This is a genomic window from Cellvibrio sp. ATLC23, assembly GCF_057196725.1.
Genome location: NZ_JBXUOS010000004.1, coordinates 191,389 through 213,011, shown reverse-complemented (window position 1 = coordinate 213,011; position 21,623 = coordinate 191,389). Strand labels below are relative to the sequence as shown.

The following is a 21,623-nucleotide window of genomic DNA, read 5'->3' as shown; positions in this document are numbered from 1 at the left end:
GCATGATTGATTCACTACTACGCTTAGCAATCGAGCGGCGTTATCTGTTTTTAAGTTTTGTTTTTTTGATCGTCGGCATCGGATATTGGAGTTATCAAAAACTCCCTATTGATGCCGTACCCGACATCACCAATGTACAGGTGCAAATTAATACCGCTGCACCAGGTTATTCGCCCTTAGAGGCCGAACAGCGGATTACATATCCTATAGAAACCGCATTGGCTGGCTTACCTAACTTGTCCTATACCCGGTCATTATCCCGCTATGGTTTATCGCAGGTTACCGTGGTGTTCGACGAAGGTACCGATATCTACTTTGCACGGAACCTTATCAACACAAAACTGGGGTCGATGAAAAGTGTGCTGCCTCCCGGCATGGAACCTGAAATGGGACCAATCTCGACGGGTTTGGGTGAGATATTTATGTATACCGTTCAAGCGGCTCCCGATGCACAAACGGAAGATGGCAAACCTTACGATTCCACCGCCTTGCGTGAAATTCAAGATTGGATAATCAAACCCCAGTTAGCGCAAGTTAAGGGTGTGGTAGAAGTAAACAGTATTGGTGGCTATAACAAGCAATATCACATTACGCCAGACGTACAGAAACTCCTGCACTTCGGTGTGTCGATGGACGATTTAGTTGGCGCACTTGAATCCAATAACGACAACCGTGGGGCGGGATACATTGAACGCAATGGGCAACAGTTACTGGTGCGTTCGCCGGGTCAACTGGAAACGCTGGACGACATTGCTAATGTCATTGTTGCACAGCACGATTCCGTCCCCATCAAAATCAGTGATGTTGCCGAGATTGCCATCGGAAAAGAGCTTCGAACCGGTGCCGCAACCCAGGACGGTGTCGAAACTGTCCTAGGTACAGCAATGATGCTCATCGGGGAAAACTCACGCACAGTGGCGCGAGACGTAGCAGCAAGGCTGATTGAAATTCAAGCCTCTCTCCCCGAAGGCATAGTTGCCACGCCGGTTTATGATCGTACAGCATTGGTCGATAAAGCCATTGCGACGGTCAGCAAAAATCTTTTGGAAGGCGCGTTATTGGTGATTGTGGTGCTTTTCCTTTTGCTCGGGAATTTGCGTGCGGCACTGATCACGGCGGCAGTGATTCCATTGGCCATGCTGGCGACGATAACCGGCATGGTAAAAACCGGGGTGTCAGCAAACTTAATGAGCCTAGGGGCACTGGATTTCGGGATCATCGTAGACGGCACCGTGATCATTGTGGAAAACGCTATACGACGTTTATCCCATGCCCAGCGCGAAGGAACTCTTAGTCTGCGTGAACGCCTGGAAGTGGTTTTCGAGGCAACCTCGGAAGTGATTCGACCCAGCCTGTTTGGTGTCGCCATCATCACGGTGGTTTATATCCCGATTTTCTCCCTCACTGGAGTGGAAGGCAAAATGTTCCACCCCATGGCAGCAACAGTCGTGATGGCACTTGTCGCCGCAATGGTTCTATCCCTCACAGTTGTTCCGGCGGCTGTCGCGGTTTTTTTAAGTGGAAAAATCAGTGAACAAGAAGGCGTTGTCATTCGCAGTACGAAGCAAATGTATAAGCCTTTATTGTTACTGGCATTTAAATTCCGTTGGTTTGTGATTGGCGGCGCGACCGGACTTGTCATTTTCTGCGCATGGCTGGCCATGACACTGGGGTCTGAATTTATTCCTCAACTCAACGAGGGCGATATGGCCTTACATGCCATGCGAATCCCTGGTACCGGCCTCGAACAAGCGGTGGAGATGCAGGAAGTTCTAGAAAAGCGTATCAAATCTTTTCCCGAAGTGGATAAAGTTTTTGCTCGCATAGGTACTGCCGAAGTTGCAACCGATCCGATGCCTCCAAATGTCGCCGATAATTTTGTTATTTTAAAACCGCGTTCCGAATGGCCCAATCCCGATAAAACCAAAGAGCAACTGGTTGAGGAAATGGAAAAATCGTTAGAAGAATTACCGGGCAATAATTATGAGTTCACCCAACCCATACAAATGCGGTTCAACGAACTTATTTCAGGGGTCAGAGCCGATCTTGGCATAAAAGTGTTTGGTGATGACCTTGATCAGTTGGTACTGACGGCTAATGACATACTCGAAGCACTCAGTAAGGTAGAAGGTGTGGCCGACGCGCGTGTCGAGCAAGTAACAGGACTGCCAACACTCTCGATCATTCCAAATCGAAGTGCGTTGGGACGCTATGGCTTGAATGTCTCAGCACTTCAAAATTGGGTTGCCTCTGCCGTTGGTGGTGAAAGTGCAGGCATCTTGTATGAGGGCGATAGACGCTTTGAACTCATTGTGCGATTACCCGAGGCTGTGCGGCGCGATGTCGAGAAACTTCAGTTTTTACCTGTGCAATTGCCTAACGGTGATTATGTTCCACTCGCTGAAGTAGCAACCATCGACATTTCTCCCGCGCCTGCACAAATTAGCCGGGAAAATGGTAAGCGTCGGGTCGTTGTGACGGCAAATGTCCGGGGTCGAGACCTGGGCGGATTTGTGCAAGATGTTAAAGCGCAAATTGCCGCCAAGGTGGATATGCCTCCAGGGTATTGGCTGGATTATGGTGGCACGTTTGAGCAACTCGAATCGGCAAGTAAGCGCCTTTCTCTTGTGGTGCCACTGACACTGCTACTTATCATCGGCATTCTCGTCATGGCTTTTGGCTCACTAAAAGATGCGTTAATTATTTTTAGTGGAGTGCCGTTGGCGCTCACCGGTGGAGTGCTGGCGTTAGCCATTCGAGATATGCCTATGTCCATATCGGCGGGCATAGGCTTCATTGCACTTTCTGGTGTGGCAGTACTCAACGGTTTAGTCATGCTCGCTTTTATTCGCGATCTCTGGCATGAAAAAGGCGATTTGATGTTGGCTGTGACGGAAGGAGCGCTTGTTCGCTTACGTCCTGTCCTCATGACCGCATTAGTGGCAAGCCTTGGTTTTGTGCCAATGGCACTCAATACGGGAACGGGCGCGGAAGTACAGCGCCCCTTGGCCACAGTTGTTATCGGCGGGATCATTTCCTCGACGCTACTGACGCTGTTGGTGTTACCGGTTTTATATCACTGGCTTCATAGCAAGTTTAGCTCGACTCCATCAAAGACTTAACTTTCTACGAAGGCTTAGTGTTTGACGCTGATTGCGCAGATCAAATGAAAACCGATGACCTGGGCACATTGCCCGGTCATCGACCGGTTTCCTCGCAGGAGCATAAATCATGACTACTCTGACAAGACTACTCATTCTGCTATCAATTAGCGTGTTCTTGAATGCTTGCCAAACAACAGATCCCAATGTCGCTGATATTGTGTTCGAGGACGACGCGTTGCGTCAGTTCAATCTTGAGTTGAGCAACGCGACCGCCAAATTTAACGACGGCGCGCTAACGATAAGCAGTGGGGTCTGGCCAACACAAAAAAGACCGCATGTCGCGTGCGGACAGTTGCAGCTTCAGATATTCGATTCCCAAGGCGTTTTGTTAAAAACTCTCAATGCAGATTACGCACCTTGTCACCTGCATTACCGCCCTAATACTCGGCGCAAAGGATATTTTTCGGTAGTGATCAATGACATACAACGGCAGACATTGATCATTAAAACGAGCTATCAAAAAAAACCACATGAAATTCACTGACCCCGGTGATATTGACGAGGTTTACTGTGAGCTTGCCCATGTTGAGTATTCATCAATGATGCCCCCAAATTTAATCGCCACTTCTCAAGAGGGAACACCATGAAACATACACACAGCTACGATGCGCAGGGAAAACAACTGTGCTGTACAGAAAAAAAAATAAACGCTCAAGCTGATGCACTAATAAAAAACAAATCCGTTAAAGACTGTTGTTGTGCGACTGACGACCACAGTCAGCTCACCAATGATGACGGACACGATCATGCCAGCAGTAGCGACAGTAACGTCAAACTGTTTCTGCCCGCCGCGATTAGTTTAATAGCATTGTTGATTGCGCTAATACTGGATAATTATTTTCCGCAACCCTGGTTTACTGGCTGGTTGCGTATTGGCTGGTACGTGGGTGCCTATCTACCCGTTGGTCTGCCGGTTTTGAGAGAGGCGGTTGAGAGCATCATCAAGGGTGACGTATTTTCAGAATTTCTATTGATGAGTATTGCAACAATCGGGGCCTTCGCGATCGGCGAATACCCAGAAGGTGTTGCCGTAATGTTGTTTTATTCTGTTGGTGAAGTGTTCCAGACCTTGGCAGTAAAAAGAGCCAAAACCAATATCAAAACACTGCTCGATCAACGTCCCGACGAAGTGACAGTAATACACAATAATCAAGCCATTACGCTTAAGGCAGAGACAGTCAACATTGGCGATATTATCCAGCTTAAAGCAGGTGAAAAATTAGGGCTGGATGGTGAACTTCTATCCCAAAGCGCCTCATTCAACACCGCCGCTCTGACGGGTGAAAGTAAACCTGACACGAAAAATAAAGGCGATGCAGTTTTGGCGGGGATGATCAATCTCAACACCGTATCACAAGTCAAAGTTACCACCGCTTATACCGATAGTAAACTGTCGAGGATTTTGGAGTTAGTACAAAACGCTGCTGCGCAAAAAGCTCCCACTGAATTGTTCATTCGAAAATTCGCCAAGATATACACCCCAATTGTGGTTGTTTTAGCCGTCGCCATTTGTGTGTTGCCTTACTTTTTTCTCGAAGCTTATGTGTTCAGTGAATGGTTATATCGCGCGCTAATCTTTCTCGTGATCTCATGCCCGTGCGCGCTGGTGATCAGTATCCCACTGGGATATTTCGGCGGCATAGGCGCAGCGAGCAAAAATGGTATTTTGTTCAAAGGCAGTAATTTTTTAGACACCATTTCTACAATTCAAAATGTAGTGGTGGATAAAACCGGCACAATGACTGAAGGTGTATTCAAAGTGCAAGAGGTCAACCTCAAACCTGAGGTCAATCGGGTTGAAATTCTGAAAATTGTCAATGCACTGGAAAGCCAGAGTACGCATCCTGTAGCAACAGCCATTCATCAATTTGTAGGCGATATTGATAGTGCCATTAAATTAAATAATGTTGAAGAAATATCGGCTCATGGATTGAAAGCGGACGTGAATGGAAAAGAGTTATTGGTAGGTAATTTTAGATTGCTCGATAAATACGCCGTCACCTACGATATTGATCCTGCCACCATTGTGTATACCGTCATCGCTATTGCCTACGATCATAAATTCGCAGGCTACATTACTATCGCCGACAGCATTAAGGAGGATGCACAATTAACGGTAGACACACTAAAAAAACTCGGTGTCAACATTACCATGCTCAGCGGTGACAAAAGTTCTGTGGTTCAATTTGTCGCACAAAAATTAGGTATCACTAATGCCTTTGGTGACTTACTGCCAGAAGATAAAGTGAATAAAGTAAAGGAAATCAAAGCTAAACATGAAACCGTTGCTTTCGTAGGCGATGGCGTGAACGACGCACCGGTAGTTGCACTAAGTGATGTTGGTATAGCAATGGGCGGCTTAGGCAGCGATGCAACTATCGAAACGGCCGATGTGGTCATTCAGGATGATAAGCCCAGCAAGATTCCTACTGCAATTACTATTGGCAAACAAACTAAACGCATTGTTTGGCAGAACATTTCCCTCGCCTTTGGTGTAAAGGCAGTCGTATTGATATTGGGTGCAGGTGGTTTAGCAACCATGTGGGAAGCGGTTTTTGCCGATGTGGGTGTGGCATTGCTAGCCATTCTGAATGCTGTGCGAATTCAAAGAATGAAATTTTAATTTTCCTTCATATAGCCAGAATTACAGGTGGTTTCATCATTAAAATATGTCTCCAGCGAGATAAAATTTATCCATCAAAAAAATTAAATAGAAGGAAAATTCAGAAGTGACGAATGTCAAAAAAATCCAATATTGGATCACTTTAAGTATTATCAGCTGTATTTTGAATGCAGGATCTACATTGGCACAAGTTGCCAACGCTGACGATTCAAAGCAATTGTGGCAGCTGCTCGATTACGTAGCGGTTGACTACAGCGGAGCCGTCACCGACGGCGTTGTGACTAGTGAGGCTGAATATGCCGAAATGCTGGATTTCACAGAGAGTGCGAAATCTCTATTGCAAGCCTTACCCGAACACGGACTCAAACCAAATATCGCCAAAATGATTGGTCAACTTCAAGCAGCTGTTTTGCGAAAAGAGGAAAGTAAAGATGTCGCTCATCTTGCGCAACAAGCAAATGCATTATTAATTGTTGCATATCCTTTTCCTGTGGCGCCACGAACGATTCCTGATCTCGCACGCGGCCAATCTCTGTATGCGGCGCAATGTGCTTCATGCCATGGGATTGAGGGTCGAGGTGATGGTCTACTTGCAAATAGTTTAGATCCTAAGCCAATTGCATTTACAGATGTAGCGCGTGCTCGCACCCGAAGTATCATGGCTCTTTATCAGGTAATATCTCAAGGGGTTGCAGGAACGTCAATGGTGAGCTTCAACTCACTGCCCGAAGATGATCGATGGGCGCTCGCCTTTTACGTTGGAACATTGTCCCACAGTCAATCCGCGCGAGAACAAGGCAAGCAGCTGTGGAATAAAAACGATAATGAACTAAAGAGACACTTCCCCGATTTACCGGCTCTTACAACGATCACTGAAGCACAGTTGTCCGAGACAACGCCAGAAAATATAGCTCGCACTATAACTGCATATTTAAGATCCGATCCCGCTGTAGTTGAAGCGAACAAACCTGTTGGCTTGAGATTAGCGCGTTTACAGCTTGCAGAAAGTCTGACGGCAGTGAGAGCCGGAGATCGAAATCTTGCTACTCGATTGAGCTTATCGGCGTACCTGGATGGCTTCGAACCGCTTGAACCTATAGTCGCTACACGTGATGCCTCGCTAATGATTGCTATTGAAAAAGGCATGCTTAACTATCGTTCAGCTGTTTCTAAAGGAACAGTTGCTGATGCTGAAACAGCAGCAGCTCAAATCGAGCAACTTTTTTTGCACGTCGAAAAGGTTATCGAAAATACTAATGCCGATCCAAGCACTACGTTCATAGGTGCTTTTACAATTCTATTACGCGAAGGTGTTGAGGCTTTGTTGATTATTATCGGCATGATCACCTTTTTGAAAAAAACTGATAGATCTAATGCATTGCGCCATGTTCATAGAGGATGGGTAAGCGCGTTGTTCGCTGGAGTGCTTACTTGGGTGATAGCAACTTACTTGATAGGAATCAGTGGTGCTAGCCGTGAAATAACCGAGGGGGTTGGTTCGATATTCGCTGCTGTCGTTTTACTGGGTGTTGGGCTTTGGATGCACCAAAAAAGCAGCGCTGGCAAATGGCAGGATTATCTTGATAGAAAGCTATCAAGCGCAATTTCAAGCAGCTCGGCATGGGCAATATATATTTTGGCATTTATCGCAGTGTACCGAGAAGTGTTTGAAACAGTCCTGTTCTATTCGGCATTGGCGGCAGATGGAAATAACGTCGCGCTTATAGCCGGTTTTTTCTCGGCAGTATTAGTATTGGTGGTGATTGCATGGGTATTGTTACGCACTAGTGCTCGCATGCCATTAGGAACATTTTTCTCTTTTACCTCTTTCCTTGTAATGATCCTTGCGATAATTTTGATTGGCAAAGGTGTATCTGCTTTACAAGAGGCTGGATGGATGAGTATAAACATATTTGATATTCCGAGCGTGGAATGGCTAGGCCTCTATCCAACGCTGGAAACATTTACAGCTCAGGCGGTAGTTGCTTTAGTCATAATAGGCGGTTATAGCTGGCTTAGCGTTCGAAATAAAATGGTCAAAAAATCGAAAACAAATTGATACTGTTTTTAATCTCGGGCGACCAACATCAGTGGTCGCCCAACCCACATTAACTTAAGCATTAATTTGCCATGAGCTATTTCCAAGTTTCTATTGTTCATCAATACTTTCCAACTGTGCCTTGGGGTGAGAGGCATCCAAGCCAAAGGCATCCAGTAAAATGATAGCTTTTTGAACCATTCGCAAGTATTCACTTTTTTCTGGAAACTTTCGCTTGCACGACAATCCATTGGCAAGCAACCACTCTTGTATTTCAACAAGTCCGGTTTCAGTGAGGCCATTTGATAGCAGAGTTTCTGCGCTAATGTTAGAGACATACTGCGGCGTAAGCTCATCAGTGGAGCGTAATTTCAACTTACCCACCAAATTATTCCGCAGCACCCTTCGAAGAGAATTTTTTTGTGAAGATAATACAACTGTAGCTGCATCAATATATTTTTGTGGATTAGCTCGAATGTCTTCAAGATCCCAGCGTAATTTCAAGTGCTGACAAAATCGGGGTAACGCACCTCTCGCTTGGGCAGCGCTAAGCCCATAAGACTTTGCTGCTTCAGCGACTGATTGGCCGCCTGCCACCGCAATCAGAACATTTGCTTTGGTCATATCAGAAATCATATTTTCTCCATTGCGCAATTATTTTTAAATCGTTCTATCTCAATCATTGTTATAGGTGGGCGAGGCAGTTAAGGATTTTTTTATAATCATGTAGTAATGCGGATCTTGCTTCTTTATTAAGTTGCATCAACTGAGGATGTGGCTTTTCAACATTAATTATTTTAAAACGCTGATGCCACTGACTACGCACTTCAACAAAGACCGTTTTATCTGTCGATGAGAATTGGTTGGCGGTAATGTCTATGTCAGTTTCATCAAGCCTTAACCAAACATGCCGCTGGGATTTTTTATAGCGATTTTCGCCGGTGACTATTTCCAGGGATGATAAGCCAATTTTTTCAATCAGAAATTTTGCTAATAAATTCGAAGAAAACTCGCAACAATTAAGCGGAAAAAGATCCAATGAATCAAATTGGAATCCATCTACTTTTGCTTTCAGTATTGCTTTTCGAAACAGGACAATCGGTTGTAGCAATTCCATGCGGCGAGATAAAAGGAAGTTAGTTAGGATGGGCAGTGTAATTCATTTGACGTGGATATAAATGCTTCTACTTTATTGTGGTGTATTGTTCTCATCTTGCAGGGAGTAAATAAGAATATCCAAACCCTCATGAGGATCGACACCTAAAACTTGGCAATACCTCACAAACTCAAGCACTTCAATTTTTCGTCGATCCTGCTCCATCTTGCCCAGCACAGAATGATGCCGCCCCATAGCGAGAGAGGCTTCACGGAGTGTCAAACCACTGGCCTCCCGCTGTTTTTTTAGCCAGAGTCGTAACTTTTCGTAGTGAGGTGAGTAAGGAGATGATTTCATTGTCTCGATGATAGAGACAGGATAGAATGGCGCGAAATTCGAGACAGAAGGCGTCAATTTCTATCATGAAATCTCTCACCGTTAAGTCCGGGCTGCTCTCGGCATTAACAACGTTGGTAAATCGCGAGTTCACCGTACACGATCTCACAACAGCTTATTTGAACGATCCGACATGTCTTCATGGCTCCAAAAAAGCGGCTCGACAGTTTGTCTATCGCAATATGCTCCGCCTTATCGATAATGGAGAGCTGACCCGTGTCGTTGTGGAAAGTGGCTGGCCGTTGTATCGATTAACCCCTCAATTTAGAACCTTAGGGGAACCCCCCCTAGTAGCTGTCGCACCACTAGCGACTCATGATAGAGCGACAGCCCCAAAAGATAACCCTCGCCAAAGCCTTCAAGAACGACTTAATCGGCATAAATTGGAAATGCTCTCCGCAATGGGCGAAACGGAAGAATATGACTCGATATGTAGTGAGATGCCCGAACTAAGAGACGATGTGCAGCCCCTCTACAACCAATCCCGGGACAAATGTTCCAAGCTGCTGGGCCGTGTGAAAGCGCTGGAAAGCTTATTGGCAAGGGAAACAGGTTTAGCGCAATGAGGTTAAGGCGCTGGCAATCCAGGTGTGTAGAGCAGGCTCTGGTGAAATTCAGAAACGAAGATAACCACTTCCTGTGCCTTGCCACCCCAGGTGCGGGCAAGACAGTCATGGCGGCAACCTTGGCGCAGCAGTTGTTACAACTAGGCATGGTTGATTTGGTACTGTGTTTCTCTCCCTCAATCATTGTATCTTCCGATTTCCAGCAAGCGCTGGAAACCCATACTCATTCCCGAATGGATGGCCGTCTCGGGTCGAGGGGGCAATCATTGACCTATCAATCAATGTTGAGCCTGGAAGATGCTTTTTGGGCATTGTTCCAAACGCATCGTGTTTTGGTGATCTTTGATGAGATCCATCACTGTGCGGGTGATAACCTTGAAAATGCCAATGCCTGGGGGCAAACCATCATCCAACATATTCAGGGGCGCGCGGCTTATACCATTGCCTTGACCGGCACACCTTGGCGCTCTGACCGAATCCCAATTGCGTTATCCAGTTACTGTCAGCAAAACAAAATCCGCTGTGATTTTATTTATGGAATGACGCAGGCTATTCAGGAAAATGTGTGTCGAGCCCCCAGCATCACGCTGGTGGACAATGATCGCATCATCGTAAAACGCAGCGATACCACGGAGAGATATTCATCTTTTGCAGAGCTACTTACGTTATCAGATTGTTCCTATCAGCAACTGATTGATAACGATGCTCTGATTGTGTATTTGTTAAAACAATCCTCCAAGAAGTTGATGCAAATTCGCAAGCAACACCAAAATGCGGGCGGTCTTATCGTCGCGGCATCGGTAGAACATGCCTATAAGATTGCAATGCTACTGGAACGTCATTTGGGGCAGCGAGCTTGCGTCGCCACCTATTTGGACGAAAATGCCCACGGCACGATTAATTCCTTTAGAAACAGCACCCAGCCCTGGATTATCTCTGTAGGAATGGTAAGCGAGGGCACTAACATTCCACGGCTGCGTGTCTGCTGCCACCTGACCCGGGTTAAAACAGAATTGCATTTCCGGCAGGTATTGGGCCGTGTTTTACGTATGGGAGACATTCCCGGTGAAAGTTATTTGTATCTACCGGCTGAACCTAATCTAGTGGAATACGCAAATCGTGTCGCAGAAGAAATACCGGAATCTGCAACTATTCGACGCGACACTATGCCGAATAGTGACGATGAGCAGCCGCTTGCCATTAGGCTACAAGAACCATCACATACCGAAGAAATCACGGAAATTATTTTTGAAAATATGCCTGTAGGTGAAGCACAAAATAATACAGACGACCAGAAACCCATTCATATTTCCGTGCTGGCACAATCCTATGAAACTACCATCGATGTATTTGGCCGGTTTCGGCAAGAGTTGCTGCAATTGAATCGGCTTTATGCACGAGAATCCAGCAGCCCCACATAAATCATTTTCAGTCAGACTGCGAAAATATCATTGAGGCTTATCAGCCCGCCCATTGGCTTTATGGTCGCAATCATTAGTTCTTAACGTCTGTATAGGCGGCACGATATTGATGAGTATATAGATAACAGTATTGCTTCATTTGGCACTCCAGTGCACTATTTGCCAATGACAGGGCAAACAACAAATCCATTATGGCAACCGTAGATCAGTACATTAATGCCGCTACGCGTGACAACACGCGGAAGAGCTACCAAGCTGCGATTGAGCATTATGAAGTTCAATGGGGTGGCTTTTTGCCCGCGACGGCAGATTCAATAGCGCGGTACCTCGCTCATTACGCGGATGCACTGGCAATCAGTACATTAAAACTGCGATTGGCAGCGATTGCCCAATGGCATTTGGATCAAGGCTTCCCCGATCCAACCAAAAGCCCGATAGTTAAAAAGGTGATGAAAGGTATCCAAGCCTTGCATCCGTCCCGCCCTCAACAAGCCAAGCCCCTGTCAGTTAGCCAATTGGAATGCATTGATGGATGGCTCACGCAACAATTTGAAGACAGTGCGAATCGGGAGAAACAGCTCAGAATTCTGCGTGATCGGGCAATACTTCTACTAGGATTCTGGCGAGGTTTTCGTAGTGATGAGCTAAGCCGGGTCTGTGTTGAACACGTGGAGTTGCACCCAGGTGAAGGCATGGCGCTTTATCTACCACACACCAAAACGGAACACTCGGGGGCGACATTTAAAGCACCGGCCTTGCAACGATTATGTCCAGTCGCAGCCTGCCAGTCATGGCTTCTAGCCGCTGGCCTGACGCAAGGTCCGTTATTTCCGGCCATTAATCGGTGGGGTCAAATGGGCACCGACTCCATGCATCCAACAAGTTTCATTGCATTGCTGCGTAATCTGATTAAGATGGCCGGAATTGCGAATGCCGATGAGTTCTCCAGTCATTCACTGCGCCGGGGATTCGCTACCTGGGCTACAGCCAACGGCTGGGATTTGAAAACTACCATGGAATATATTGGCTGGAAGGATGTCCGGTCTGCTATGCGCTATATCGATACAGATCCGTTTGCCACCACCTCCCTCGCATTGCCGTCATAAGACTCTCCCAAACCTCAGTTATCACCTGACTTAACTTCTTGCTTTTTCAATCTTCCTCCATGTGGTTCACACATGATCTTTTTCGGTTTTTGGAAAATTGTATGAATATTGGATATATGTATGAAATTGATTCGTGTATTGCTCTCCATCCTTTGGTAGATTGTATGAGCCAATTTGATCATTGATTAGCTGGAAATGAAAAGAGCCAGATAAAAGCATTAAAAATGCACAAATATGGTGCATTTTTTGGATTGTACACACGAAAATACTTGGGATTGGAGGGAGAAGACGGGAGAAATGACAGTAAGAGCGACTTTCGATACTTACGAGACGATATTGAGTGCGTACGATTACTTTAATACAGCGCTGTTCGGCGGGCAACTGCCGGAAGTCATCATTACCTATCACCGTCAACGTAAAGTCATGGGCTACGCTTCAATCGGGCGCTGGGTAAATGCTCAACGCCAGTACGTGGATGAACTAGCAGTCAACCCTGAATACTTCGCTAAATATCCCCTCATCGAAATATGCCAAACCCTTTGCCACGAGATGGCCCATATCTGGCAGGCCCACTTTGGCAAACCTGGACGGCGTGGATATCACAATATCGAGTGGGCCAAGCAAATGACCCGCATTGGGTTGATGCCATCATCTAACGGGCTTCCTGGTGGAGAAAAGACCGGTGAGTGGATGATGGATTATGTCATGTACGAAGGCGCGTTCCATCGTAGCTGTCAGGTATTACTGGCCAAAGGCTTTATCTTACCTTGGGTGGATCGCTACCCAGTCTTCCGCCTGGAAATACCCGTATTAGCCTATGACGACAAAGGGCGAGCTATCGAACTGGACAGCAAGCTCAATGCTAAAAACAACAGCAAAATGCTGGCTGCAAAATCCTCACAAGCAATCGCTTCAGTGACAAGCGAAGTACTCATAGCACACGATGATCAAGAAGAAACTTTCCGGCTTCAGCCCGCACAGCGGGAAAGTTTCTGTGAACATGATATGAGCGATGAGGCAGAACAAAATTTATTACAGGAGATCTTAACCTCAAAACCTCGCGCCAAGTCAGGCCGGATAAAATATTGCTGCAAAAGCTGCCATATTCAGGTGTGGGGTAAACCTGGGCTCAATATTGACTGCGCGGACTGCAAGCAGTGTATGCAAGGAGAGATCTAGTCCACGTTAAATTCTGCTCATAAAATGTACATTTAAAACTCCTGCTGTGTCCATTAACGAAAGGAGTGTTCTATGTACGACAAATTCGACAACCAGTCATTTCACGATAATCCTCCCACCTTTAAAGCCCCTGATCGAAAGCGCTACTTTTACGTCGATGAAAAATTCGGGCATACCTTGTTGGCAAAAGTACGGGGAGATGACAATAAAGTTTTTCTAACCGTCGCCTACGGATATTTTCGCGCCACAGGACAGTTTTTCGACACGGCTGTCCAAGCAGATATTGATTACGTTGCGGCAAAATTTAGATATGCGGGTTCGTTCTCTTGGTCAGAGTACCGACCTAATACAAGAGATCGCCACCGGCAGTCGATTCGCGAACTGTTGGGCTATTCGTTATTTGATATCGCTAAACTTGATGGACTGCAAACGCTCATCAGAAACTCTTCTCGCAGCCAAAAAAGCCCTGCACGCTGTTTTGAGGATGTGAATCGATGGTTATTCGGTCACAAAATCGAAACGCCTAATTTTGCGACCCTTACCAAAACCATTGATGATCTCTACAGCAATCACCTCGATGATCAAATCAAAAAGGTAACGCGTCTTCTTCGCCAAGACGACAAACAGGCACTCGATCAGTTACTAGAAAAGCCAGAAGATGCCAATGACCAATGGCAACCACATCGAGTTACTCTGCTTAAAAAATTCAATCAGTCCATTCGCGCAATGAAGGTCAAGGAGAACATCGAATCCTTCGACCTTTTGCAACCACTTTACAACTTCACAAAGCCTGTCATTGATCAACTTGATTTCACCCAGGATGGACTTAAACGTTTTGCATCTCAGGTGCAGAAAAAGCAAATTTTTCAGGTTAAAAGGCTAAAAGATCCACAGCGGTATTTATTGATGTCAGCGTTTATTGTTCATCAATTTCGACAACTAGAAGACACTCTCTCTGAAACTTTTCTGGCAGCCACCACATCCGTGCGGAATGAAGCAGACCGCAAAGCCAAGGAAGAGTATTTTTTGCAGCGTAATACCCAGACGGAACATACTCAATTATTAGTCAAGGATGCGCAAAACTTGGTGAAGGTTGTTACTGATCTTCGCGAGACTCTGGAAAACCCCATGCTTGATGACAGCGAAAAGGTAACGCAGAGCAAAAGAATCATTGGTGCTGAATCGTTCTCAGAGGGTGAAATCATTATTCACGTTGATGATGTTCAGGAAGACCTTAATAAGGTCAGCGGCCACGCATTAACGATGAAACACTATGAAGAAGCATCGTTAAAGCTACAACGAAAATGTAATGACATTTTACTGCGGTTGGAATTTGGTTGTGATACCAGCGGTGAAGTGATCTATAAAGCCATACAGCGATTTAAACAAACCAAAGGACAAATTGACAATAAATTTCCTATCGATTTTATGACCAAATCTGAACAGGAATTTGTCAAAAACGACAACGTTATTAATAAACCTTTGTATAAGGTTCTGTTGTTTATGTACATCGCCGACGCCCTCAAACGAGACTCACTGTCGGTGGTTGACTCTTATCGCTACAGAAAACTGGATAAGTATCTTATCTCTCCAGAGCGTTGGGCGGCAGATCGCGCATATTTGTTAAGCCAAGCCAACATGCAGGATTTTAGTGATGCGCAAAAGGTGCTTGACAAGCTTGAACTACAGCTTGATGCTCAATACAAGGAAACCAATGAGCATTTAAAGGAAAATAAAAACGAGTATGTAGAAGCAGATGGAATGGGAGGCTACCGACTCACATCGGAACGTAACACCAGTGCTGCAACTTTTGCACTGGACGAGAAGCTGGATATAGAGCTGTTACCTGAGGATGTGCAGATATCTATTGTCGAAGCTATGCATACAGTCAATCAAGCAACAAAGTTTCTTGATGAGTTTGAGCATATTGATCATCGATATTTAAAATATCGACCTGAGGATCGAAATTTTTATGCCTGTATTATCGGTCTTGGTGCTCATATTGGCACAAAGAAACTTGCCAAACATTCACGTTCTATAAAAAACTCAACGCTTGAATCAACATCCACTGCCTATTTCAGTCTGGATAATGCACGGCGAGCCAGTGACGCCATCATCCGTTTTGTCAACAAACTACCGCTATCACAATTGTACCGATCAGAATATGGACTACAGACCTCCAGTGATGGTCAAAAATGGACCGTCAGCAAAGACTCCTTCAATGCAAATCACTCATTCAAATATGGTGGTAAGGACTTGGTTTTATCTGAATACGGATATACGGATGCTCGCGGCCTTTTTCCGCACTCGATGGTAATTAGTGGTGCCGAGCGAGAGGCGCACTATATGGTTGATGGGGTATTGCGGAATGAAACAGTAAAGTCAGATATGCACTCAACGGATACGCATGGTTATACTGAAGCGGTATTTGGGATGACATATCTGCTTAAAATCTCGTTTGCACCGAGGATTAAAAATGTACATAAGCAGCACCTTTATTCCGGTAAATATCCATCAGTTTACAAGCAAAAGGAATACCTGATTCTTCCAGAAAAACGGATTAATCGTAAACTTCTCGAAAAGCACTGGGAGGATATTCTTCGCCTTGTAGCGTCAATCAAGCTGGGTGAGGTTTCAGCATCACAAATTTTTAAGCGGCTAAATTCGTATTCGGCGGATGAAAACTCGCTTTATTGTGCGCTAAAAGAATTCGGAAGAATCCCCAAATCACTGTACATATTGCGGTATGTCGATGATGTAGATCTCCGTGCCGCAGTCCATAAACAATTAAATAAAGGGGAATCAGGTAATCGCCTCAATAAGGCACTCGCCATAGGTCGCCTGGAGTACAGCCAAACACTGAAAGAAGATCAGGAACTGGCAGAGTGCTGCAAGCGCATTTTGAAAAATGTTGTTGTCTGCTGGAACTTTATGTACGTCTCGCAGTTGCTTATGCGTGCCAAGACGGACGTTGAACGCACTGCAATTTTGAAGAAAGTCAAAACCTCATCATTGTTGGCGTGGGAGCATTTTATCTTCCACGGTGAGTTTGACTTCTCTGATGCGAAGCTACAGGACTCCCAAAAATTTGATTTTAAAGGAATGGAAAATCCAAGATTGATAAAGGGAATTGATGAGGAATAATACCGTTAATTCAGTGAAAAGCCTGTTTCCCAAAATTTGGCGCTCATATTCGCCAAATTTTGGGAATTAGAAAGCGAATTAACACATTGTTTTATAAGGGAATACTCGGACATCAACGGATTAAAATGCAGTTTTGTTTAAAGTTAACCAAAATAGAGGCATGCGATACGTTTAATTAGAACCCTCTATTACCCTCAAACTAAAAAGGCCAGCGTAATTGCTGGCCTTTTTGTGTGCGCTGATGCGCTAAGCATAAAGATATTATTTTTTGGCGGTGAGATAAATCGTTAATTCCTGACCAGGGTGAATGTAACTTTCATCTTTTACTTTGTTCCAACTCAAAATATCCTTTTTAGATACATCAAATTTGTTGGCGATTTTGTACAGCGTGTCACCTCCCTTAATTTGATAGGTGATTTTATTGTCTTTCTGGGCGGCGGTAGTATTCATCACCAATAATTTCTGCCCCGGTTTTAAATGAGATTTGGCTGACATGTCGTTCCATTTCAGCAAATTGCTCACACTTGTGCCGTGTTTTTTAGCGATAGTCCAGAAGCTGTCGCCAGACTGGATTGTGTAGAAAGTGCCGGTGTTTTTTTGATTGCGCTGGGCAATCTCTTGTTCGGCTTGAATTGCATAGGGTGAATTCAATGGTGCTTGACCGGGAATACTTAGACTTTGACCGATTTTCAACTGAGTGGATTTTAGCTTGTTAGCCGATTGAATCGCCGCAACACTTGTTCCAAAACGTTTTGCAATCGCGCCCAAGGTATCGCCAGACTTTACTTTGTAATCTCCCGCAATCTGAATGGGTGTAATTTTGGGAAGTTTGTCGAGGCTCAGGGTAAATTGTGCGGCATCGGCAACAGGAACTAACAATTGATGCGGGCCAGTGGGATCGGTAATCCATTTGTTATAGCCAGCATTGAGGTTGCGTAATTCTTTAGGATCTATTTCCGCCATGCGTGCCGCTTGGGCAAGGTCGATGGGCGAGCTGACATTCACAGTGGTGAAATAGGGATTATTTTCAATTTCTTCTAATTCCAGATCGTATTTTTCTGGTTCGGCGATGACTTTGGAAAGGGCGAGTAACTGCGGAACATAAGATTGGGTTTGCTGCGAGAGCGAGAGCGACCAAAAATCGGTTCCTTTACCTAGTTTGCGGTTTTTATCAATTGCACGACGAATGGTTCCTTCGCCTGCATTGTAGGCGGCAATGGTCAGCAACCAGTCGCCATCGAACATAGTGTTCAACCGTTTTAGGTAACGCACGGCAGCATCGGTAGAGGCGATGATATCGCGGCGCCCATCATACCAGTGGTTTTGTTTCAATCCGAAAGTACGCCCAGTGCGCGGCATAAACTGCCAAATGCCCAGCGCTTTGCTTGGGGAGGACGCAAACGGGTTGTAAGCACTTTCAACAATAGGTAAGAGTGCTAGCTCCATCGGCATATCATTTTCGCGCAATTCATTGGCTACATAATACAGATAGGGTTTGCTCTGTTCAGTTACCCGGTCGAGGTACCGCTGATTGTTGGCTAGCCAGCGAAGATTTTTATCGACCTTGGCATCGCTGATTTCCGGAAAGTCATAACCGTCAATAATCTCATCCCACAGGTTGCCATAATCGTCGGTATGTTCCCGTGGTTTTGCGCCCAATTTGGATTTTTCAGATGGGGTGATGGGCTCGGTAATGGAAATGTCGGCGACAGGATCATCAGCCTTTTTAAGAGTGCTACATCCAGCAAGAATGAGAAACCATGCAAGGCAAATAACGGGTAGCAGCGCAGAGCGAATGGAATGCTTCATAGGTCAATAGGGTCACTTGTCACGGGGATGTTCCAGCCTTATTGAGGGTGAAAAATCCGGTTGATATTTGCCTTCTTATTTTTCGCTTTAGGATTTTTATCCTATTATTTCGTCAAATAACGGCTGCGTAGTGATTGCCTCTGCCCTTATTGGGGCTGTGGATCTCGGATTCTAGGTGCAGGCGTCGCATGGGTCAACGCTTAATTCGGAATAAGGGCAACCTGTCACAACTCGCTTGAGAGCTGGTCGGGACTTTAGATTTGCGTCTTAGCTGAATTAGTTTGGCCAGGTATCCTTGATTAAGCGCAATGCACCAAATACGTCAGCCGGAGTGGAAAGTACTTGATTTGTCTTTTGCTCAGTGAAGATTTTGATGCCAGCTTGTTGACAGCGCAAAAAAGGATTTGTTCTTTTTTCCAGCAAAATATTCGAGGGCAGGGTGATCTGGCCTTTCGCACGGGCGCGCTTGACCTGTTCAAATCGAGCGCATAGTTCAGCGTTGTCAGGCTCTACTGCAACAGCAAAGGCCAGGTTGGCTTGGGTATATTCATGGGCGCAATAGATTTGTGTGTGGTCAGGTAGAGCGGCGAGCTTTTGCAGCGAGGCCCACATGATTTCTGCTGTGCCATCAAAACGCCGCCCACAGCCACCGGCAAAGAGCGCGTCGCCACAAAACAGGAGCGGGGAAAGATTATTGGCACTATCGCAAAAATAGGCAATATGCTCCCAAGTATGGCCGGGCACCGCAATAATCCTGAATGTGATACCGTCCAATTGCAGTGCATCATTGTCGCCAAGTGTGTGGGTTATTTGCGGGATTAATTCTGAGTCTGGTCCGTACACGGGGACTTGCCAATGCGCAAGCAAGGTTGTAATTCCTTGGGTATGGTCACGATGGCGATGGGTGACCAAAATAGCGCGGAGTTCTAGCTGGTTGCGAATGAGAAAATCCATTACTGGCGCGGCATCCCCCGGGTCAACAACATAGACCGATGGGCTGCTTATATCAGGGCGAATCACCCAAAAATAATTACTGTCGAGTGCGGGAATGGGGGTAATCGTTAACATAATCGTGTCTCACAAGAATCAGGTGCCTATTCTACGCCTGCCAAGTCAGTTCTTTATAAAGCTAATTTACCCTTGGTGCTTGTGCTAGATTGTGGTGATCTTTATATATGTGTGTCTGGCAGAGAACCTCTGGGCGCGGGGAGAAAAGGTAAAAAATGCATCGTAAGTTGATAAAAACACCGCATCGATTACTGATCCGCTTTTCTGCAATCTGGAAAAAGCGCTTTGGTGTCTTGCCGATAAAAGAGTCAATTAATGATGTGACAGGTTGGCTTGAATCACCACTAGGCCAAGCGCTGCTGACAGAAGAACAAGAGGCAATTGCTGATGGCTTGCAGTGTGTGTTTGGTTATCACTTATTACAGCTCAGCATCAGTGGCCGCTTGGACTTAACCACAGAGAGCCGCATTACTCACCGTTTTATACTGCATCCCCAACTAGACGATCACCAGACTACAACACAAGCACCGATTGGTGCATTGGTCGATTTCAATCACTTACCACTGGCGGCCGAATCAATCGATGCAGTTCTGCTGCATCACAGTCTCGATTTTAGCCAAAGCCCGCATCATCTCTTGCGGGAAGCGACCCGCATTGTGATTCCCAAGGGGCACCTTATTGTGGTGGGGTTTAATCCCTGGAGCCTCTGGGGTTTGTGCGCCAGTCTTGCACGTATCGTAAAATCCCAGCCGCGCTGGCGTTTCCAGTATTTGCGTCTGGGGCGATTGATTGATTGGTTGACATTGTTGGATATGGAACCGATTTCAGTTTACCAAGGTTTTTTCCGGCCACCGTTACCGCAAGAGCGAGCAATTAAACATTTGCATTGGATGGAGCGCTGGGGTAAAAAGCTGCGCCTGCCTTGGGGGGGATTCTATATGGTGGTGGCGCGCAAGGATCATATCCCGCTCACACCTATAAAACCTGCCTGGCAGCGCTATCGCCCATTGCGCGGCTTGGCCGTCACCCGAATTCTTGGCCCTGCACCGGGTTTAGGTTTGCGCATTCGCGCTCTATCGCCCTATACCTGCAATGACGACAACAGGGTTTAACTACCGTTTTAAATGAAGGCTTGGACAGATGCGTCAAATCGTACTGGATACTGAAACTACCGGCCTTGAAACCTCTCAAGGGCACCGGATTATCGAAATAGGCTGTGTGGAGTTATTTAACCGCCGCCTTACTGGCCGCCACTACCACCAATATATAAAACCTGAACGCGAAATCGATGCGGGCGCGCAAGCTGTGCACGGTATCAGTAACGCAATGCTGGAAGATAAACCCGTATTTGCCCGTATCGCCGATGAGTTTTTGCAGTTTATCGGTGATGCTGAGCTGATCATCCACAATGCAGCGTTTGATATCGGCTTCCTCAACTATGAAATGAATATGCTGCGGCCAGGTTTTGGCAGTATCAGCGATCGCTGTCACGTCATCGATACCTTGCTAATGGCGCGCGCCAAGCATCCCGGCCAAAAAAATAATTTGGATGCACTCTGTAAGCGTTACGGTGTAGATAACTCCCAGCGCGAGTTGCATGGCGCATTGCTCGATGCCGAAATTTTGGCAGATGTTTATTTGCTAATGACCGGTGGGCAGACTGCGCTATCACTCGGCGGCAATCAATCTAAAAATGAAGACGGCGAAGACCAAAATGCACTACGCCGTCTAGCTACTGGTCGTAAACCCCTGCCAGTTATAATGGCTACTGAAGAAGAGCTGGAATTGCATAACCAGAAATTAGCGGTGATTGCCAAGAGTAGTGGCGATAACTGTGTCTGGCTGCGTGAGTAGCTGAAGTGTTTGGCTGCCGTTTGGGCATTCAGTGGAAAAAACGAACTGGACGCAATAGGTAACTGAGAGATGTTTGGCAAACTGCCAGCCTCGACCGCGCTAATTTACACGGCAGCGGTGAAATAACGCCAAACATGGTATAGAGTCAATGTGATTTATATAAATTGCATGGCTAAGCTGTGTGCTATAGCCATGCCTTACCCGTAAAGTGACAAACGC

16 protein-coding genes are annotated in these 21,623 nt (G+C 45.9%); 11 read left to right on the top strand and 5 right to left on the bottom strand.

Annotation, left to right across the window (positions count from 1 at the left end):
• Positions 1-2 precede the first annotated feature (2 nt).
• The 4 genes from AC2CG4_RS08640 to AC2CG4_RS08625 all read left to right on the top strand — a co-directional run bounded on the left by AC2CG4_RS08640 (position 3) and on the right by AC2CG4_RS08625 (position 7,846).
• A complete protein-coding gene (locus AC2CG4_RS08640; protein WP_484485871.1) occupies positions 3-3,122 on the top strand; it encodes an efflux RND transporter permease subunit in 3,120 nt (1,039 codons plus the stop codon).
• A 109-nt stretch (positions 3,123-3,231) separates the two neighbouring features.
• Positions 3,232-3,648 (top strand): hypothetical protein, encoded by a 417-nt coding sequence (locus AC2CG4_RS08635; RefSeq protein ID WP_484485870.1) that lies wholly within the window; start codon positions 3,232-3,234, stop codon positions 3,646-3,648.
• 99 nt (positions 3,649-3,747) lie between these two features.
• Entirely contained in the window at positions 3,748-5,787 is a 2,040-nt protein-coding gene (locus AC2CG4_RS08630) for a heavy metal translocating P-type ATPase (protein WP_484485869.1), read from the top strand.
• 106 nt (positions 5,788-5,893) lie between these two features.
• Positions 5,894-7,846 carry a cytochrome c/FTR1 family iron permease gene (locus tag AC2CG4_RS08625; RefSeq protein ID WP_484485868.1) on the top strand — a complete coding sequence of 651 codons (1,953 nt, stop codon included), beginning with the start codon at positions 5,894-5,896 and terminating at the stop codon, positions 7,844-7,846.
• 90 nt (positions 7,847-7,936) lie between these two features.
• Here the strand turns inward: AC2CG4_RS08625 and AC2CG4_RS08620 are convergent, their stop codons facing one another.
• From AC2CG4_RS08620 to AC2CG4_RS08610, 3 genes are all read right to left on the bottom strand, one after another.
• On the bottom strand, positions 7,937-8,461 hold the full coding sequence (locus AC2CG4_RS08620) for a hypothetical protein (protein WP_484485867.1): 525 nt from the start codon (positions 8,459-8,461) through the stop codon (positions 7,937-7,939).
• Between the two features lie 49 nt (positions 8,462-8,510).
• Entirely contained in the window at positions 8,511-8,942 is a 432-nt protein-coding gene (locus AC2CG4_RS08615; protein WP_062065856.1) for a hypothetical protein, read from the bottom strand.
• Positions 8,943-9,014: 72 nt separating this feature from the next.
• Positions 9,015-9,278, bottom strand: coding sequence for a helix-turn-helix domain-containing protein (locus AC2CG4_RS08610; protein ID WP_062065859.1), 264 nt, complete (start codon positions 9,276-9,278; stop codon positions 9,015-9,017).
• A gap of 65 nt (positions 9,279-9,343) precedes the next feature.
• Here AC2CG4_RS08610 and AC2CG4_RS08605 point away from each other — a divergent pair, with 65 nt between their 5' ends.
• The 5 genes from AC2CG4_RS08605 to AC2CG4_RS08585 all read left to right on the top strand — a co-directional run bounded on the left by AC2CG4_RS08605 (position 9,344) and on the right by AC2CG4_RS08585 (position 16,733).
• On the top strand, positions 9,344-9,883 hold the full coding sequence (locus tag AC2CG4_RS08605) for a hypothetical protein (RefSeq protein WP_484485866.1): 540 nt from the start codon (positions 9,344-9,346) through the stop codon (positions 9,881-9,883).
• A complete protein-coding gene (locus AC2CG4_RS08600) occupies positions 9,880-11,304 on the top strand; it encodes a DEAD/DEAH box helicase (protein WP_484485865.1) in 1,425 nt (474 codons plus the stop codon). Before AC2CG4_RS08605 ends, AC2CG4_RS08600 begins: the two co-directional genes overlap by 4 nt.
• 191 nt (positions 11,305-11,495) lie before the next feature.
• A complete protein-coding gene (locus AC2CG4_RS08595) occupies positions 11,496-12,410 on the top strand; it encodes a site-specific integrase (RefSeq protein WP_484485864.1) in 915 nt (304 codons plus the stop codon).
• Between the two features lie 297 nt (positions 12,411-12,707).
• The gene (locus AC2CG4_RS08590) at positions 12,708-13,589 is read left to right on the top strand and encodes a SprT-like domain-containing protein (RefSeq protein ID WP_484485863.1); all 882 of its coding nucleotides are present in this window, start codon (positions 12,708-12,710) and stop codon (positions 13,587-13,589) included.
• A gap of 72 nt (positions 13,590-13,661) precedes the next feature.
• The gene (locus tag AC2CG4_RS08585; protein ID WP_484485862.1) at positions 13,662-16,733 is read left to right on the top strand and encodes a Tn3 family transposase; all 3,072 of its coding nucleotides are present in this window, start codon (positions 13,662-13,664) and stop codon (positions 16,731-16,733) included.
• Positions 16,734-16,994: 261 nt separating this feature from the next.
• Here the strand turns inward: AC2CG4_RS08585 and AC2CG4_RS08580 are convergent, their stop codons facing one another.
• Together AC2CG4_RS08580 and gloB are read right to left on the bottom strand one after the other, a co-directional pair.
• Positions 16,995-18,542, bottom strand: a complete 1,548-nt coding sequence (locus AC2CG4_RS08580) for a LysM peptidoglycan-binding domain-containing protein (protein ID WP_484485861.1) — start codon at positions 18,540-18,542, stop codon at positions 16,995-16,997.
• Positions 18,543-18,818: 276 nt separating this feature from the next.
• Positions 18,819-19,610 (bottom strand): hydroxyacylglutathione hydrolase, encoded by a 792-nt coding sequence (gene gloB / locus AC2CG4_RS08575; protein ID WP_484485860.1) that lies wholly within the window; start codon positions 19,608-19,610, stop codon positions 18,819-18,821.
• 155 nt (positions 19,611-19,765) lie between these two features.
• Between gloB and AC2CG4_RS08570 the strand changes: the two genes are divergently transcribed.
• Positions 19,766-20,662 (top strand): methyltransferase domain-containing protein, encoded by an 897-nt coding sequence (locus tag AC2CG4_RS08570; protein WP_484485859.1) that lies wholly within the window; start codon positions 19,766-19,768, stop codon positions 20,660-20,662.
• A 28-nt stretch (positions 20,663-20,690) separates the two neighbouring features.
• The gene (gene dnaQ, locus AC2CG4_RS08565; protein ID WP_062065668.1) at positions 20,691-21,404 is read left to right on the top strand and encodes a DNA polymerase III subunit epsilon; all 714 of its coding nucleotides are present in this window, start codon (positions 20,691-20,693) and stop codon (positions 21,402-21,404) included.
• Positions 21,405-21,623 lie beyond the last annotated feature (219 nt).

Bases quoted from the DNA above. Each gene is read 5' to 3' on its own strand.
- AC2CG4_RS08640 (WP_484485871.1), top strand. From the start codon at position 3: ATGATTGATTCACTACTACGCTTAGCAATCGAGCGGCGTTATCTGTTT.
- AC2CG4_RS08635 (WP_484485870.1), top strand. From the start codon at position 3,232: ATGACTACTCTGACAAGACTACTCATTCTGCTATCAATTAGCGTGTTC.
- AC2CG4_RS08630 (WP_484485869.1), top strand. From the start codon at position 3,748: ATGAAACATACACACAGCTACGATGCGCAGGGAAAACAACTGTGCTGT.
- AC2CG4_RS08620 (WP_484485867.1), bottom strand. From the start codon at position 8,461: ATGATTTCTGATATGACCAAAGCAAATGTTCTGATTGCGGTGGCAGGC.
- AC2CG4_RS08615 (WP_062065856.1), bottom strand. From the start codon at position 8,942: ATGGAATTGCTACAACCGATTGTCCTGTTTCGAAAAGCAATACTGAAA.
- AC2CG4_RS08610 (WP_062065859.1), bottom strand. From the start codon at position 9,278: ATGAAATCATCTCCTTACTCACCTCACTACGAAAAGTTACGACTCTGG.
- AC2CG4_RS08605 (WP_484485866.1), top strand. From the start codon at position 9,344: ATGAAATCTCTCACCGTTAAGTCCGGGCTGCTCTCGGCATTAACAACG.
- AC2CG4_RS08600 (WP_484485865.1), top strand. From the start codon at position 9,880: ATGAGGTTAAGGCGCTGGCAATCCAGGTGTGTAGAGCAGGCTCTGGTG.
- AC2CG4_RS08595 (WP_484485864.1), top strand. From the start codon at position 11,496: ATGGCAACCGTAGATCAGTACATTAATGCCGCTACGCGTGACAACACG.
- AC2CG4_RS08590 (WP_484485863.1), top strand. From the start codon at position 12,708: ATGACAGTAAGAGCGACTTTCGATACTTACGAGACGATATTGAGTGCG.
- AC2CG4_RS08585 (WP_484485862.1), top strand. From the start codon at position 13,662: ATGTACGACAAATTCGACAACCAGTCATTTCACGATAATCCTCCCACC.
- AC2CG4_RS08580 (WP_484485861.1), bottom strand. From the start codon at position 18,542: ATGAAGCATTCCATTCGCTCTGCGCTGCTACCCGTTATTTGCCTTGCA.
- gloB (WP_484485860.1), bottom strand. From the start codon at position 19,610: ATGTTAACGATTACCCCCATTCCCGCACTCGACAGTAATTATTTTTGG.
- AC2CG4_RS08570 (WP_484485859.1), top strand. From the start codon at position 19,766: ATGCATCGTAAGTTGATAAAAACACCGCATCGATTACTGATCCGCTTT.
- dnaQ (WP_062065668.1), top strand. From the start codon at position 20,691: ATGCGTCAAATCGTACTGGATACTGAAACTACCGGCCTTGAAACCTCT.